Annotated in this window: 16 protein-coding genes; 11 read left to right on the forward strand and 5 right to left on the reverse strand. The window is 50.3% G+C overall.

All coding sequences use genetic code 11. The features are described 5' to 3' along the window. Window positions 1-69: 69 nt before the first annotated feature. The 8 genes from F1E05_RS10535 (at window position 70) to F1E05_RS10565 (ending at window position 5,244) form a co-directional block, all read left to right on the forward strand. The gene (locus F1E05_RS10535) at window positions 70-744 is read left to right on the forward strand and encodes a transaldolase family protein (RefSeq protein ID WP_150048253.1); all 675 of its coding nucleotides are present in this window, start codon (window positions 70-72) and stop codon (window positions 742-744) included. A 121-nt stretch (window positions 745-865) separates the two neighbouring features. Beyond that, entirely contained in the window at window positions 866-1,351 is a 486-nt protein-coding gene (locus F1E05_RS20590; protein ID WP_232056621.1) for a hypothetical protein, read from the forward strand. After that, window positions 1,352-1,588 (forward strand): hypothetical protein, encoded by a 237-nt coding sequence (locus tag F1E05_RS20595; protein WP_232056622.1) that lies wholly within the window; start codon window positions 1,352-1,354, stop codon window positions 1,586-1,588. Continuing rightward, window positions 1,588-1,674, forward strand: a complete 87-nt coding sequence (locus F1E05_RS20600; RefSeq protein WP_232056866.1) for an RHS repeat-associated core domain-containing protein — start codon at window positions 1,588-1,590, stop codon at window positions 1,672-1,674. The genes F1E05_RS20595 and F1E05_RS20600 overlap by 1 nt, the downstream gene beginning before the upstream one ends. Before the next feature lie 814 nt (window positions 1,675-2,488). After that, the gene (locus F1E05_RS10550) at window positions 2,489-3,127 is read left to right on the forward strand and encodes a hypothetical protein (RefSeq protein WP_150048254.1); all 639 of its coding nucleotides are present in this window, start codon (window positions 2,489-2,491) and stop codon (window positions 3,125-3,127) included. A 628-nt stretch (window positions 3,128-3,755) separates the two neighbouring features. After that, a complete protein-coding gene (locus tag F1E05_RS20890) occupies window positions 3,756-4,004 on the forward strand; it encodes a TNT domain-containing protein (RefSeq protein ID WP_150048255.1) in 249 nt (82 codons plus the stop codon). Between the two features lie 200 nt (window positions 4,005-4,204). Continuing rightward, window positions 4,205-4,411, forward strand: a complete 207-nt coding sequence (locus tag F1E05_RS10560; protein ID WP_150048256.1) for a hypothetical protein — start codon at window positions 4,205-4,207, stop codon at window positions 4,409-4,411. A 293-nt stretch (window positions 4,412-4,704) separates the two neighbouring features. Next, window positions 4,705-5,244, forward strand: a complete 540-nt coding sequence (locus F1E05_RS10565) for an REP-associated tyrosine transposase (RefSeq protein WP_150048257.1) — start codon at window positions 4,705-4,707, stop codon at window positions 5,242-5,244. Window positions 5,245-5,645: 401 nt separating this feature from the next. Here the strand turns inward: F1E05_RS10565 and F1E05_RS20895 are convergent, their stop codons facing one another. Further along, entirely contained in the window at window positions 5,646-5,903 is a 258-nt protein-coding gene (locus tag F1E05_RS20895) for a group II intron maturase-specific domain-containing protein (RefSeq protein WP_150048258.1), read from the reverse strand. 290 nt (window positions 5,904-6,193) lie between these two features. On the opposite strand from F1E05_RS20895, the gene F1E05_RS10575 reads away from it, so the two are divergent. Then, window positions 6,194-6,706 (forward strand): hypothetical protein, encoded by a 513-nt coding sequence (locus F1E05_RS10575; protein WP_232056623.1) that lies wholly within the window; start codon window positions 6,194-6,196, stop codon window positions 6,704-6,706. On the opposite strand, the gene F1E05_RS10580 is transcribed toward F1E05_RS10575, so the two are convergent. Then, window positions 6,693-8,507 (reverse strand): putative bifunctional diguanylate cyclase/phosphodiesterase, encoded by a 1,815-nt coding sequence (locus F1E05_RS10580; RefSeq protein WP_232056624.1) that lies wholly within the window; start codon window positions 8,505-8,507, stop codon window positions 6,693-6,695. The two genes, F1E05_RS10575 and F1E05_RS10580, sit on opposite strands and share 14 nt — an antisense overlap. A gap of 164 nt (window positions 8,508-8,671) precedes the next feature. On the opposite strand from F1E05_RS10580, the gene tgt reads away from it, so the two are divergent. Beyond that, window positions 8,672-9,781, forward strand: coding sequence for a tRNA guanosine(34) transglycosylase Tgt (tgt, locus tag F1E05_RS10585; protein ID WP_150048259.1), 1,110 nt, complete (start codon window positions 8,672-8,674; stop codon window positions 9,779-9,781). 38 nt (window positions 9,782-9,819) lie between these two features. Here tgt and F1E05_RS10590 read toward each other — a convergent pair whose 3' ends face one another. Together F1E05_RS10590 and F1E05_RS10595 are read right to left on the reverse strand one after the other, a co-directional pair. Then, a complete protein-coding gene (locus F1E05_RS10590) occupies window positions 9,820-10,227 on the reverse strand; it encodes a bacteriohemerythrin (protein WP_150048260.1) in 408 nt (135 codons plus the stop codon). A 127-nt stretch (window positions 10,228-10,354) separates the two neighbouring features. Beyond that, a complete protein-coding gene (locus tag F1E05_RS10595; protein WP_150048261.1) occupies window positions 10,355-10,615 on the reverse strand; it encodes a hypothetical protein in 261 nt (86 codons plus the stop codon). A 252-nt stretch (window positions 10,616-10,867) separates the two neighbouring features. On the opposite strand from F1E05_RS10595, the gene F1E05_RS10600 reads away from it, so the two are divergent. Then, window positions 10,868-12,460, forward strand: coding sequence for a phospholipase D-like domain-containing protein (locus tag F1E05_RS10600; RefSeq protein ID WP_150048262.1), 1,593 nt, complete (start codon window positions 10,868-10,870; stop codon window positions 12,458-12,460). Window positions 12,461-12,616: 156 nt separating this feature from the next. Here F1E05_RS10600 and F1E05_RS10605 read toward each other — a convergent pair whose 3' ends face one another. Next, window positions 12,617-12,904 carry a TetR/AcrR family transcriptional regulator C-terminal domain-containing protein gene (locus tag F1E05_RS10605; RefSeq protein ID WP_190303108.1) on the reverse strand — a complete coding sequence of 96 codons (288 nt, stop codon included), beginning with the start codon at window positions 12,902-12,904 and terminating at the stop codon, window positions 12,617-12,619. Window positions 12,905-13,038 lie beyond the last annotated feature (134 nt).

The following is a 13,038-nucleotide window of genomic DNA, read 5'->3' on the forward strand; positions in this document are numbered from 1 at the left end:
GCGAGATTGCTTTTACCGGACGCATTTTAAATAATCCCCGTCCAACTCAATAACAACTTTCCGCGCCTCATGATCGAACTTTACTTAGACAGCGCCGACTTGGCGGCAATCAAACCGCTGGCCCCGTCCCTGCCGCTAGCCGGGGTCACCACCAATCCGACCATACTGGCGGCCGGCGGCCTGGGCCTGAACCGGCTGCTGCCGCAGTTGCTCGATATTTTGGGCCCAAGCAGCCGCTTTCACGTGCAAGTCGTAAGCGAGACGGTCGAAGGCATCGTGCAGGAAGCCGAACGCTTGCACCGCTTGCCGTTCGACATCGTAGTCAAAATTCCGGCTCACGCCGCCGGTCTGGCGGCGATCAAACTCGTCAAGCAGCGCGATATTCCGGTGTTGGCGACGGCGATCTACAACGTGCAACAAGGCATGTTGGCCGCATTCAACGGCGCCGATTATCTGGCACCGTATTTGAATCGCATCGACAACCAGGGCTGCGACGGCGTCGGCGTGGTCGCCGATCTGCAAAACTTGGTGGAGCGCTACCAATTGCCTTGCAAACTGCTGGTCGCCAGTTTCAAAAACGTGCGGCAAGTGTTGCAAGTGATGCAGCTCGGCGTCGCCGCGGCGACCTTGCCGATAGACATTGCCAAACAAATGCTGGGCCAGCCCGCTACCGACGCAGCAGTGCGAGCCTTCGCAGACGACTGGCAAGCGGCGTTCGCCGGCAAATTGTCGTTCGAAACCTAAACGGAGGCGGTGGCGATGGCGCTCAGCTGGTGGCATGAAGGCGACTTGGACGGTTTCTTCGGCTTGTTCGTCGATAACCTGATCCAGCTCATTCTCATCGTTCGGCCGCATTCTGCCCGGCGTGGCTATCAGCTTGCTGGTGGGCAACCTGTTTTACGCGCTGCAAGCGAGGCGGCTGGCGCAGGAAAGCGGCCCTAGCGATGCCACCGCCCTGCCCGGTCTGATCGGCTTGTGGGCGCCTAACTACGACTACGACGCCGGAGGGCGGCTGATCGAAGCCCGCTACCCGAACGGTATAGACCAAACCCTGGTCTGGAACGCCGACGACTCCTTAAACAAAATCGCCCACAAAAAGGGCGGCACCGTCACCCGGCCTAGCGGACAAAGTTGCACCGGTAGCAATCAAAGCCAATACCAATACGACAGCTTCCAGCGCCTGAATCAAATTCAGGTCAACGGCACCACCACCGGCCAATACCGCTACGACCATCAAGGCCGGCGCATCCAAAAAACCGAAGGCGCTACCGTTACCAACTATTTGTACGACGGCCCGAACATCTACGCCGAATACTCGGGTACAAACTGGTACAGCCCGAGTGCCGTCTAGGTGCAAGCCGGCCTCGACCAGCCCTTGGCCCGGCTGACCGGCAGCGTCGCCAGCCCGCTGGCCGCCGCGCTTTACTACCACCAGGACGGCCTGAGTTCCGTGCTGGCCGTAACCGACGCCGCCAAGGCAGTCACCGCCACGCAACGCTTCGACGCCTTCGGCACCAAGATCGGCGGCGCCAATAGCGTGCGCCCATACGGGGCTACAGCGGACGGGAACCGGATGCCAGCGGGCTGATTTACTACCGGGCCCGCTATTACGACCCGAACCAGACCCGCTTCACCCAAAGAGATCCGCTAGGCTTTACAGACGGCATTAACTGAGCGGGACGGGGTTTATTAACCCCGTCCCAAACGTTTCAAGGTAAGGTAAACGTTCCGGCGCGGGTTAATCGACCTTAAAGGCCGTATGGTGGCACTGGGATTGCCGATCGCCTACGACCGGCGGCGGATGATTGAGATATTGCCGGTGATTCGCGGAGCCATTCGCTTATTGCAGACCCGTAGGTTGGATGAGCACAGCGAAATCCGACATTTCGGAGCGTTTTGCCGTGAATTTTAGGTTGAATTTTTCCGGTTGCCGTTGGTTTGGGTTTGGCTGGGGTGATTTGGCGGAATGCGCTATCGCTTTTCCGCCCTACGAAAGACGTGACAATCTATGCCGAATTATCGACGTTATCGGGTGCCGGGCGGTTGTTATTTTTTACGGTGAATTTGCTAGCCCGCGTAGGTGCGATTAGCTTCGAGTAATCGCACGAATGTTTCAACTTCCGTTCCTCCGATTACGCTTTGCTAATCGGAGCTACGAACTGGCTGCCGGAAACCGGGCCGAAGAGACTGTTCGATCGTTGATCGAGGGCGGGTCACTGCTGCAATGGTCTACGCGAGGGATTTAGAAATCCAAGCTCCGATGCGGCATCCAGTGACCCAAACCCGAGGAGCCCCTCAGGTGTGTTTTCATGATGTATTATCCTTTGAAAAGCACGGTTGGATAATACACGCTTCGATTAGCGAACGCGTAATCGGAGGAATGAAAATCCAAACATTCGTACGATTACGCAAAGCTAATCGTACCTACGCGGGCTATCCTACGATCTTGCGATATTGATCGACCTTGTAATTTTAAATAGGCTATATAATGTCCAGTAATTTACAACTTAAAAAAATGATTCGCCTTAAATGTTTCGATGCCCTTGAGCTTCGAGGCTTTAAGCGATTTCGTAAAGAATGTGTTGATTGGTTAATTCATGATGGATTCCTTTGTTGGATTGGCCTGAATACTGCCGTATATCCCGATCGTGTTGAGATTATTCCGTTTGTTGGCTTACACGTAATTCCCATTGAGAAGCTATTTGCGCTTAAAGTTGGAAAATATCCTGTTAAATATGACCGTAGTATTGCCACTTATTCAGTGAATTTAGGTTCATTAGAAGCAATAACTCCTGGTGAGAGAGCATTTGCTTTTAACTCGCAGCAAAGCCAAAATTTTATTGAATCGGAGTGTAAACGCTTAGCTGAGCTTTATTTTACTGTGGGATTGAGTTATGCATGCTCCATTGCAAATTACGAGGCTCTGTTACCATTACTTCAAGAGAATATTGAAACGCTTGGTGGATATCCTGAAAGATTTGCAGCATGTTTATATTTGCTGGAGAAGAAACAGGAAGCGTACGAATTTACAAAGAATTTTTTGATACGACAACCGGATTATTTTGAAGGTTTTGCTAATCCATTCTTAGAGAAAATAACAAAAGAAATAAGGGCCGTAAGGCCGTAAGGCGGAACGCATCGCGGTTCCACCGTATGGTGGCACTGGGATTGCCGATCGCCTACGACCGGCGGCGGATTATTGAGATATTGCCGGTGATTCGCGGGTCTATTCGCTCATTGCAGACCCGTAGGTTGGATGAGCACAGCGAAATCCGACATTTCGGAGCGTTTTGCCGTGAATTTTAGGTTGAATTTTTCCGGTTGCCGGTGGTTTGGGTTTGGCAGGGGTGATTTGGCGGAATGCGCTATCGCTTTTCCGCCCTACGAAAGACGTGACAATCTATGCCGAATTATCGACGTTATCGGCTGCCGGGCGGTTGTTATTTTTTACGGTGAATTTGCTAGCCCGCGTAGGTGCGATTAGCTTCGAGTAATCGCACGAATGTTTCAACTTCCGTTCCTCCGATTACGCTTTGCTAATCGGAGCTACGAACTAATCACCGGAGGTTCCGCCGCCATTCCGTATTTGCCAGTCGCATTGCCGATGGTAGACTTGGCTACTACTGCATCGGGGGAAATGCCATTAGGGGTTGGGGGTGTACAGAAAGCGGACGACATGTTCTGGCCCCCAAATCGAGGGTTTGACGGTCCATCTGCCCCCGCAACCTTAATTCCAGGTGCTCGAGTCGATAGATATGGTGAACTTTGTTGCGCCAGAAGGAACGCCCTTTCCTGAGAGGGCATTGCCGGAGTCTTATATATCTCTGCAACTAAATACTTATGAAGTCGTTAAGCCCATACAAGTAGATGCGGGTCCAACTGTCCCTTGGTTTGATCAACCCGGAGGGGGGATGCAGTTTGAGTTGCCAGTTACGGTCAAAGAACTATTGGATTCTGGACATTTGAAAGAGTGTTTAGATAACCCAATCTGCCCAAACTTGTAGGGCGCAGTGTTTAATTGCAAAAGTACGCTTATTTATTTTTATCTTAACATACTGTCTTTTCAAAGACAGTTTCGTTAAAAAGCAACAAGCGAATTGATAAAATTGAACACTATTTCTTCGAATTCTATATCCACCAAGAATGTAGACAACGAAGCTGGCATTTTATTTTTTATCAACATTTTGAATCGGTAAAATAATTTATGAGTAGAAATTATTTACAATTCGATCCCGATAAGGCTTATCCAGCAAGGGAAGACATTTACTACGAATGCGGTAAGTGTGGTGGTGTAATTCCTAGCAAGCCTCAAGGTGGTATCGGGTGCCAATGCCGCAACATTTTTATAGATGTCGATGCGGGAAGAGTTTCAATAAAAGACGAATCTAAATTTAAAATTTTTATCACTTGACAAATTTAAAGGCCGTAAGGCGGAACGCATCGCGGTTCCGCCGTATGGTGGCACTGGGATTGCCGATCGCCTACGACCGGCGGCGGATGATTGAGATATTGCCGGTGATTCGCGGAGCCATTCGCTTATTGCAGACCCGTAGGTTGGATGAGCACAGCGAAATCCGACATTTAGGAGCGTTTTGCCGTGAATTTTAGGTTGAATTTTTCCGGTTGCCGTTGGTTTGGGTTTGGCTGGGGTGATTTGGCGGAATGCGCTATCGCTTTTCCGCCCTACGAATGACGTGACAATCCATGCCGAATTATCGACGTTATCGGGTGCCGGGCGGTTGTTATTTTTTTACGGTGAATTTGCTGAAACGGAAGAATACATTATTGGTTGACCGGATCGATTTGTTGCGGGAATCGGTGCGGCATTGCAAAACGGCAAAGCCGTTTTACATTGATGCTTGGGTGGTACTGCCGGAGCATATGCATACCATCTGGACTTTACCCGAAGGGGATGAGGATTTCTCAGGTCGCTGGAAAATGATTAAAACGCTGTTCTCTAAAGGGTTACCGGTTAGTGAACGACGTTCCCAAGTCAGGGTAAAAAGAGGCGAGCGTGGAATTTGGCAAAGGCGGTATTGGGAGCATTGCATTCGCGACGAACGCGATTATGAACGCCATATAGATTATTTACATTTCAATCCGGTGAAACACGGTTGGGTAACCAAGGTAAGCGACTGGCCTTATTCCAGCTTCCACCGTTATGTAAAACAAGGCTTTTATTGTCAGGATTGGGTAGGCGGTAACGATTTGGAAATGGAACGCTACGAACGGCGAGCCGATTAATATGAATATTTCTGGTCACCAATTAAACCTATTTCGGGAAATCGACCCATTACCCTTGGATGGTTTGCTTGAACCGGAAGAAGTCGCTAGGCAATTACGTTATTCGAAAGCAAAAAACTAAAAAACGCTAGTTGGGTTACATGAAAGGCTTGGTAATTTAATAGGCAAACGATTTCGATGCCTGCGGTCGACTCAACAGGATAGTGAATGCGAAATGACGGTTGCGAAGAAACTATTGAATAGCCTCGGCAAACGAAAGGCCGGCAGTGGGTGCAACGCGCCTACCATGACTTTTTTGAGTAATCACGGAACTGGTTGGCCGCTAATTTTGTGCCGCCCGATTTAGAGCTCCGATTAGCGAACGCGTAATCGGAGGAATGGATGTCGAAACATTCGTGCGATTACGCAAGGCTAATCGCACCTACGCGGGCTTTTCCCAGTACACCATTGGAATTGCGATAGTGAAAGTAGCCTGACCAACCGCGAAGGCTGGTATTCATACTGCCTACAATATCTTCCAACGGTATCGCCGTACGTTTGCGTGCGGTCAACTGCGTTATACGGTCTTTGATTTTCGCAAGCGATTTCGGTGCCGGGCAGACATGCGTATAACTTTTGCCCGACTTCAATCCCTTGCTTACTCCGATGGCAAAACCCAAGAAATTAAAACTTTCTTATTTGGCATCCACAATACGGGTTTTGGTCTTGTTCAACTCAAGATCAAGACGGTCCTGCCGTTGCAACGCTTCTGACCGTCAATTTGGCCACCCGCTAATCCAAGGCGTTGTGAAGATCAGCGTACCCGACAGGTTAGTGCTCTGCAGCCGGGCCGCGTCGTATTGATAACGCCGGTTAACCGTGCCGGTTTGGCTTGCCTACACGGTCATGCAAAACAGCACACAATCTAAGGATATAATAATCGGCTCGGTTAACTTCGTTAGTTTCAGTTATGACATTGTTGTTGCAATACTTGTCCAGCTGCTGGTTTCTGAATAATCCGGCGCATTTGACGCCAACCCGCAGTTTTATGTGGAAAGTCGTCGCTTTTTATTTGCTATCCGGCATTATCGTGGAAAGTTTGATCGCCGATCCGGCAGACGGTACCTTGGAGGTGTTGTTAAGAACGGTAATGGCTTTTTCGACCATCGCGACGTTGCTGGTCCTGATGAAAAAATGGCAGTACTACTGTCATTTGTTCACGTCGATTTTTGTTTGCGAGAATTTCATCATGACCTTGGCGATAGGCGCGGAAATGTTGGATCTTTGGATGGTCATGACTCATCAATCCTATCGCGAAGAGGTATCGATCGGCTTTGGGATAGCGCTAGTGGCTTGGTACATCGCCATCGTCAGTTATATTTTCAGGCAATTTTTCGGTTACCGCACCGGTACCAGCGTGATTACCGCATTTGGCTATTTCGTGATGACTTACGGCTTGCCCATGCTGTTTATGGACATTTGATTACTATCGATTGCGCATACCAACTACGCAGATCTGCGGGCGATAGCGCTTTTGCAAAGTGATAACCTTGAGCTTCCCGGCAGTGGTGGGACATGATCCAAGCTAATTCTTGCTGGTTTTCGACGCCCTCCGCCAGCATTTCCAAGCCCAAGCTGTCGCCCAAGGCGATTATGGCTTTCACTATGGCTTCATTGGCGGGCGTGTTGTGAATGTCGCGCACGAAGGATTGGTCGATCTTAATTCTATCGATAGGGAACCGACGCAAATAACTCAAGCTGGAATAGCCGGTGCCGAAATCGTCGATTGCCAGCTTTACCCCGAGCGCCCGCAGATCGGTTAAAGTCTTGATGGCCAGCTCCGCCCTGCTCATTACCCCGCTTTCGGTAAGCTCCAGTTCCAAATAGGCCGGATCGATTCCGCTATCGGCAACGATTCGTCGTACTTTATCGGCAAAACCATCGGCTTGAAATTGCACGGCGGAAATGTTGACCGCCACTCTCAGCGGCGGCAGGCCTTGTGCAATCCATTCCAAATGCTGCTGTACCGCTTGTTTTAACGCCCATTCGCCTATCGGAATGATCAAGCCGGTCTCTTCCGCAATCGGTATGAAAACCGCTGGCGAAATGCTGCCTAAATTCGGATGATTCCATCGCAACAAGGCTTCTACGCCTATCATGCAATTTTGTTTGAGATCGACTTGCGGTTGATAGTACAGCGACAGCTCTCCACCGTCTATCGCCATGCGCAGCTGCGTTTCCAACGACATGCGGATGTCGTCTTGTTGTTCCATATCCGGCGCGTACAGTAGGTAACCGTTTCTGCCGCGTTGCTTGACTTCGTACATGGCAATGTCAGCCTTGCGTACCAATTCCTCCGCGCTGTCTTGATAATCCTGGTACAAGGCGATTCCCATGCTGGTCGTGACGTGAATTTCGCGTTCGTAAATCGGGATAGGTTGACGGAGTTGTTCGGCAATATCGCCGACTATGCCGCATACGTCTTGAGAGGATTTGACGTTTTGCAGGACGATCACGAATTCATCGCCGCCCAAACGGGCGACGGTATCGCTTTGCCGGACGCTAGCGGCCAGCCGGGAGGCGATGTTTTGCAGCAATTTGTCGCCGAACGCATGTCCCATCGAGTCGTTGATGGCTTTGAAACGGTCGACGTCTACGAAGATCAGCGCCAGTAAATGGCCCAGCCGTTTGGCATTTTGACAAGCCTGCAGCAAACGGTCCTTGAACAACAAGCGATTAGGCAGTCCGGTCAACAGATCGTAATGCGCCATGATGAACAGTTCGCGCTGTTTGCGGTGGGTTATTTCCTTGAGCAGAGACAGGCCGGTAGCCATGCCGACATAAACGCCACGGTCGTGGATAATGAATCCATTTACCATGTGGCGAACGCCGGAATCGATGATGATGCGCGCCACGTCGTCGATGCCGGTTTTTATGTCGACTACGATGGGTTGCTTATCCATAATCTCGCTAATCGCTTTTTTGCCCAAGAGATCGCGAGAAAACGGCCGTAAGAAGATGTCGGAAATTTTACCTCTATCGATAATGCCGACCGCATTGTGCTTGTCGTCGACTATCGCGACCGCCTGCAAGGTTTCGTCGGATACGAAACGTTGCAAGACCTGCAGACAGCCGCTATCGGCCATGACAGGCTCTACATACAGAAGCAAGCTCGCGACTTTGCCGACGCAGGCATCGCCTTCCGTTACCGATTGAAAGTGATCGTTCCTGTTTAAAACATCCTGCAATGCGAAATCGAATGAGCCTTCCGGAAGTAACATCATGCTGAGCTAACACCAACCAATAACCTGTTTCTATGATGTCTCGCCAATGTAACAAGCTTATGACAACGCGTTGGCGAGAAACGACTCGCCGATCCGTTTTAGCGAGCTGGCATGATAGGGCAAAAATTCGGATAATTCGTCAGTTAACATTCAACGGTAACTTCATGGAATTCACCCTTAAAAGCCGCGATGGAAAAGCTCGCCGCGGCCAACTGACCTTCTCTCGCGGGATCGTCGAAACGCCGATCTTCATGCCGGTAGGCACTTACGGGACGGTTAAATCGCTGACGCCGGAAGACCTGGACGCGCTCGGCGCGCAAATTATTCTCGGCAACACTTTTCATTTGATGTTGCGCCCGGGCATGCAGGTCGTGAAAGCGCACGGCGACTTACACGATTTTATGCGCTGGCAGAAACCGATTTTGACCGACTCCGGCGGATTTCAAGTCTTCAGTTTGGGGGATTTGCGGAAAATTTCGGAGCAAGGCGTAATGTTCAAATCGCCGATAGACGGCGGCAAAATCTTCATGGGCCCGGAAGAATCCATGCAGGTGCAGCGGGATTTGGGGTCGGACATCGTGATGATATTCGATGAATGCACCCCCTACCCCGCCACCTTTCAGCAAGCAGCCGACTCCATGCGCTTGTCTTTGCGTTGGGCCGAACGCAGCAAACTGGCTCACGACGGCAACGATTCTGCGTTATTCGGTATCGTACAAGGTGGGATGTATCCGGAGTTACGCGACGAGTCCATTCGCGGATTGACCGACATCGGTTTCGACGGCTATGCAATTGGCGGCTTGTCGGTTGGCGAACCCAAGCATGAAATGCTCGCCACCCTGGACGGATTAATGCCGAACATGCCGCATGACAAACCGCGCTATTTGATGGGGGTGGGTACTCCGGAAGACTTAGTGGAGGCGGTCAGGCGCGGGGTCGACATGTTCGATTGCGTCATGCCGACTCGTAATGCTCGTAACGGCCATTTATTCACCCGCTACGGGGTAATCAAAATTCGCAACAGCCAATACCAATTCGATACTCGGCCCTTAGACGAACATTGCAGTTGCTATACCTGCCGAAACTATTCGCGGGCTTATCTTAAACATCTGGACAAATGCAAGGAAATGCTGGGATCGCGGCTCAATACCATCCACAATCTGCATTATTATCTGGAATTGATGCAAGGTATGCGCGATGCGATAGAGTCGCACCGCTTCGACGATTTCGTTAAAGAGTTTTACGAATTACGCGGTATTTCGGCTTGGTGTTGAGCCGCGGCGGAACGGCCAATTCATTCGTTTCGGTAAAATCAATCAAGCTTCAGCGCCGCCGAATTCAATCTCACATGTGCGGCCAAGGCCGCGTCCATGGTGGCAACGTGTAAGGCAAACCACTGCGGCAATCGCTCTTTGACGAAGGCCCGTCCGAACGGAATCAAGCCTTTGTCGATTCGGGTTTGAAATTGTTTGAATTCCGACAGTACCCGTTGATGCTCGCCTTTGTGTTCGCTTTCCGCCGGAAAACCGGACTCTTCCATCAAACGGTTTTCGCTGTCGAAATGCCGTTCGGTATGTTGGTAGAGCTGCTTGAACAAGGCCGGAAATTCGGCGTTACTCGCGCTATCCAATTGATTGACCAGCGCGATGAACTCGCCATGGTCGGTATCGATTAAGGCTTGGCCGGTTAATGGAATGCTGTTTTGCTGGATTAAGGACATAAGGTTTGCGGTAAGTGAATGACGCCGAACTCCGGTAAGCAAATTATACGCCCACAAAGAAATCCCCCTAAAAAGGGGGATTATCGGTATCTGGATTAAGTGTTCAGCAATGTTAAATAAACTTCGATCAAGCCAGTTTTTCGGGATTGAACAGTTGTGAGTGAGGCAACATCGCCCGTACGTCTTTTGTTAGAAACCTTTCAAGGCCGCGGCCCAAGCGGGAAGCCAATATGGAGATCGCTTGGTCTTTGGGAATATAAGCCATCGGTTCTTTGCCATTACGGTGTTTAGCCAAGGCCCTACGTACAGTAGAACATAGATAGCATTCGGTGCCTGCAGGCAAGGTGGAATCTAAGTCTCTGATCAAGTGAGGGGTTATTTTATTCATAAAAACCTCCTATCTACGAGAGAGATGTTTGGCCAGTCCATTAGCACGGTAAAAGCCGCTATCCGGACCTGTTATTTGAAAAAAAATAACGGTTTAAAATTATCAGTTTCGTGAATGAAGTCAATAAGATTTTTGTGCATTTCCTTGCTCCGGACGATTGACAGATAAAAAAATGCCGTTCTCTAAACGGCAGTTCTGATACGAAAGCCTATTTGGTGCATAATTCCGCTTAGCTTGAGTTTGGATCGCACTATGCCAGTAGCAGAACAATACGCAAAACCGGTGTTTGGAAAGCTGGGAGGTTTCTTTCAGCGGGTTAACGATTTTAAAGATACGTTCAGCCTGCGCTGGGGGCGAATAGAATTCGACATGCATTACGGCATGTCCGCCAATCTGAAAATCATTTTGCGGGTATACCGCGAGTCGATTTGCGAAACCTTTGTCGTCGATACCGATGCTTTCGACGTGCATTGGGACCGCCACAAACGGGCTAGCCGGGATTTTTTCGTACACCCCTATTCCAATCAGTTCGGAAAAATTAATTGCATTAAATTTGCGTTTGTCGTGCATCTGGGCGAGCGTTCAATTCCGTCGCGCAACGAATACATATTCATGGATTGGTACCAACTGCAAGACGGCTTACATCAGCAACGCACCATTAGCGACGAGCACGCAACCGTCAACCATTACCGCACCTACGAACTGGACGCCGGACAGTTGCAAGCGGACGTGGATTGGTACAATCATCATTTCGAATCCTTGCATCTGATTCCGAAATTTACCAAGGGTCAGCAATACCACCCTTATCATCCCAAACGCTTCATCCACGATCATATCGATAAAGTCATTATCGCCAAGCGCGACAATCCGAATCGTTTGTGCACGATTAAAGTCAGTGTGGATTGCATAGACGACAACGACTTCGTCAATCATTTGGTACACGCCAGTCACCAAGGCGTATGGGTGCAATGCGTGGTGGATTGGCGCAAGATGACCTTGACCAACAGCCCGACTTACGCCAATTTGAAGCGTTCCGGCGTAGAATTGGTCGGGGTGTTTTGCACGCCCAAACATCACCTGATCGAAGTCGAACCCGACATGCATACCAAATTCGTCATTTTCAACGATGAAGACTGCATCCTGGGTTCGTTCAACATCACCTTCGATCGTTGGTGGGCCAACTGGGAATCCGGCATGACGTTTCACTCCAAGGGTGTATGCCGTTTGCTGGACAACATTTTTCAAAGCCAGCGCGGCGGGGTTATCCAGAAATACGGCATCGATCCTCTGGCGCCGTTCAATTTGCTGTATACCTTCGGCCGGCAGACGATGGCCAATGGCAAGCTGTATAGGCCGCATCACGCCATTTTGGCGGAAATTCACCGGGCTCGGCATTCGATCAAAATCTGCTTGTTTCTGATTGGCGATTTGTTGGGCGACCACAACGACAGCGTGATCAACGCCCTCGTTCAAGCCAAACAACGCGGCGTCGACGTACAAATTCTGTTCAACGGGCATCTGGCCAGACAAGGTCGGGTCGGTGTGGAACGACCGATGCACGAAGAACAAAACCGACCGTTGCTGCCTGCGGTGCAGCGCCTGAAATGGGCCGGAATCAGAGTTGGCTTGGTGTACGGGCGAGACGACCTTCCGGTACCCTACTCACCCATCCATTCGAAATACTGCGTCATCGACGACTACATCGTCATAGAAGGCAGCTTCAATTGGTACAACACCTCGGTGTTCTCGCACGATTTGATAGTCATCGCAGCCAATCACGACGTTGCTAAGCCGTATTTATACGAATTCGAGCAAATTCAACGGTTATTCAGAGTCTTTTTCTAAACCGGCCGGCGCCGAGCTCGACAATTTGGTACTTGAAAGTCGGAGCTAGAGCCGGTCTTGCATCTGGCAGCAACGAATGTCCAGGTTATTCCGAACCGGCACCTGTTGCGATAAAAACACTGCTTTCATCCCAGGCCGGTCATTGCTTCCTGTCGCTCAGTTGCCATTCGGCCCGTATGCCCTCATGAACACGTCGACGGCGTGATCGACCACGTCGTGAATCAAATCAGGCGGGAGTTCATGCAAGATGTTCAGCAACCAAGGCTCGTATACTTCCGACTCCAATAAGCCGCGAAAATGCATCGCTGCAATCCGCGGGTCCGCCGAACGCAACCGGCCGGCTTCGATGGCGGCGGCAAAATAATCTTCCGAATATTTCATGCCCAATGCCGGGCCGCGCTCGAAAAAAAGCTTACCGATCTCCACTACTCTCCCGCTATCCACCCCGACGCGCTTAAGTCAGCCGCGCCGGAAAGCGTAAATTTGCGAAAACAGCTGTAAATTTTTGGGTTTAGCTCTTGCCAAAAAGAGTTTGTTCGGAAATAATAAAAACGAAACGTTTTATTTTTATTTTCCCG

Source organism: Methylomonas rhizoryzae (genome assembly GCF_008632455.1).
GTDB classification, from domain to species: domain Bacteria; phylum Pseudomonadota; class Gammaproteobacteria; order Methylococcales; family Methylomonadaceae; genus Methylomonas; species Methylomonas rhizoryzae.

Excerpts from the sequence above, each read along its gene's own strand:
- F1E05_RS10535 (WP_150048253.1), top strand. The coding sequence starts at position 70 with ATGATCGAACTTTACTTAGACAGCGCCGACTTGGCGGCAATCAAACCG.
- F1E05_RS10550 (WP_150048254.1), top strand. The coding sequence starts at position 2,489 with ATGTCCAGTAATTTACAACTTAAAAAAATGATTCGCCTTAAATGTTTC.
- F1E05_RS20890 (WP_150048255.1), top strand. The coding sequence starts at position 3,756 with ATGGTGAACTTTGTTGCGCCAGAAGGAACGCCCTTTCCTGAGAGGGCA.
- F1E05_RS10560 (WP_150048256.1), top strand. The coding sequence starts at position 4,205 with ATGAGTAGAAATTATTTACAATTCGATCCCGATAAGGCTTATCCAGCA.
- F1E05_RS10565 (WP_150048257.1), top strand. The coding sequence starts at position 4,705 with ATGCCGAATTATCGACGTTATCGGGTGCCGGGCGGTTGTTATTTTTTT.
- F1E05_RS10575 (WP_232056623.1), top strand. The coding sequence starts at position 6,194 with ATGACATTGTTGTTGCAATACTTGTCCAGCTGCTGGTTTCTGAATAAT.
- F1E05_RS10580 (WP_232056624.1), bottom strand. The coding sequence starts at position 8,507 with ATGATGTTACTTCCGGAAGGCTCATTCGATTTCGCATTGCAGGATGTT.
- tgt (WP_150048259.1), top strand. The coding sequence starts at position 8,672 with ATGGAATTCACCCTTAAAAGCCGCGATGGAAAAGCTCGCCGCGGCCAA.
- F1E05_RS10590 (WP_150048260.1), bottom strand. The coding sequence starts at position 10,227 with ATGTCCTTAATCCAGCAAAACAGCATTCCATTAACCGGCCAAGCCTTA.
- F1E05_RS10595 (WP_150048261.1), bottom strand. The coding sequence starts at position 10,615 with ATGAATAAAATAACCCCTCACTTGATCAGAGACTTAGATTCCACCTTG.
- F1E05_RS10600 (WP_150048262.1), top strand. The coding sequence starts at position 10,868 with ATGCCAGTAGCAGAACAATACGCAAAACCGGTGTTTGGAAAGCTGGGA.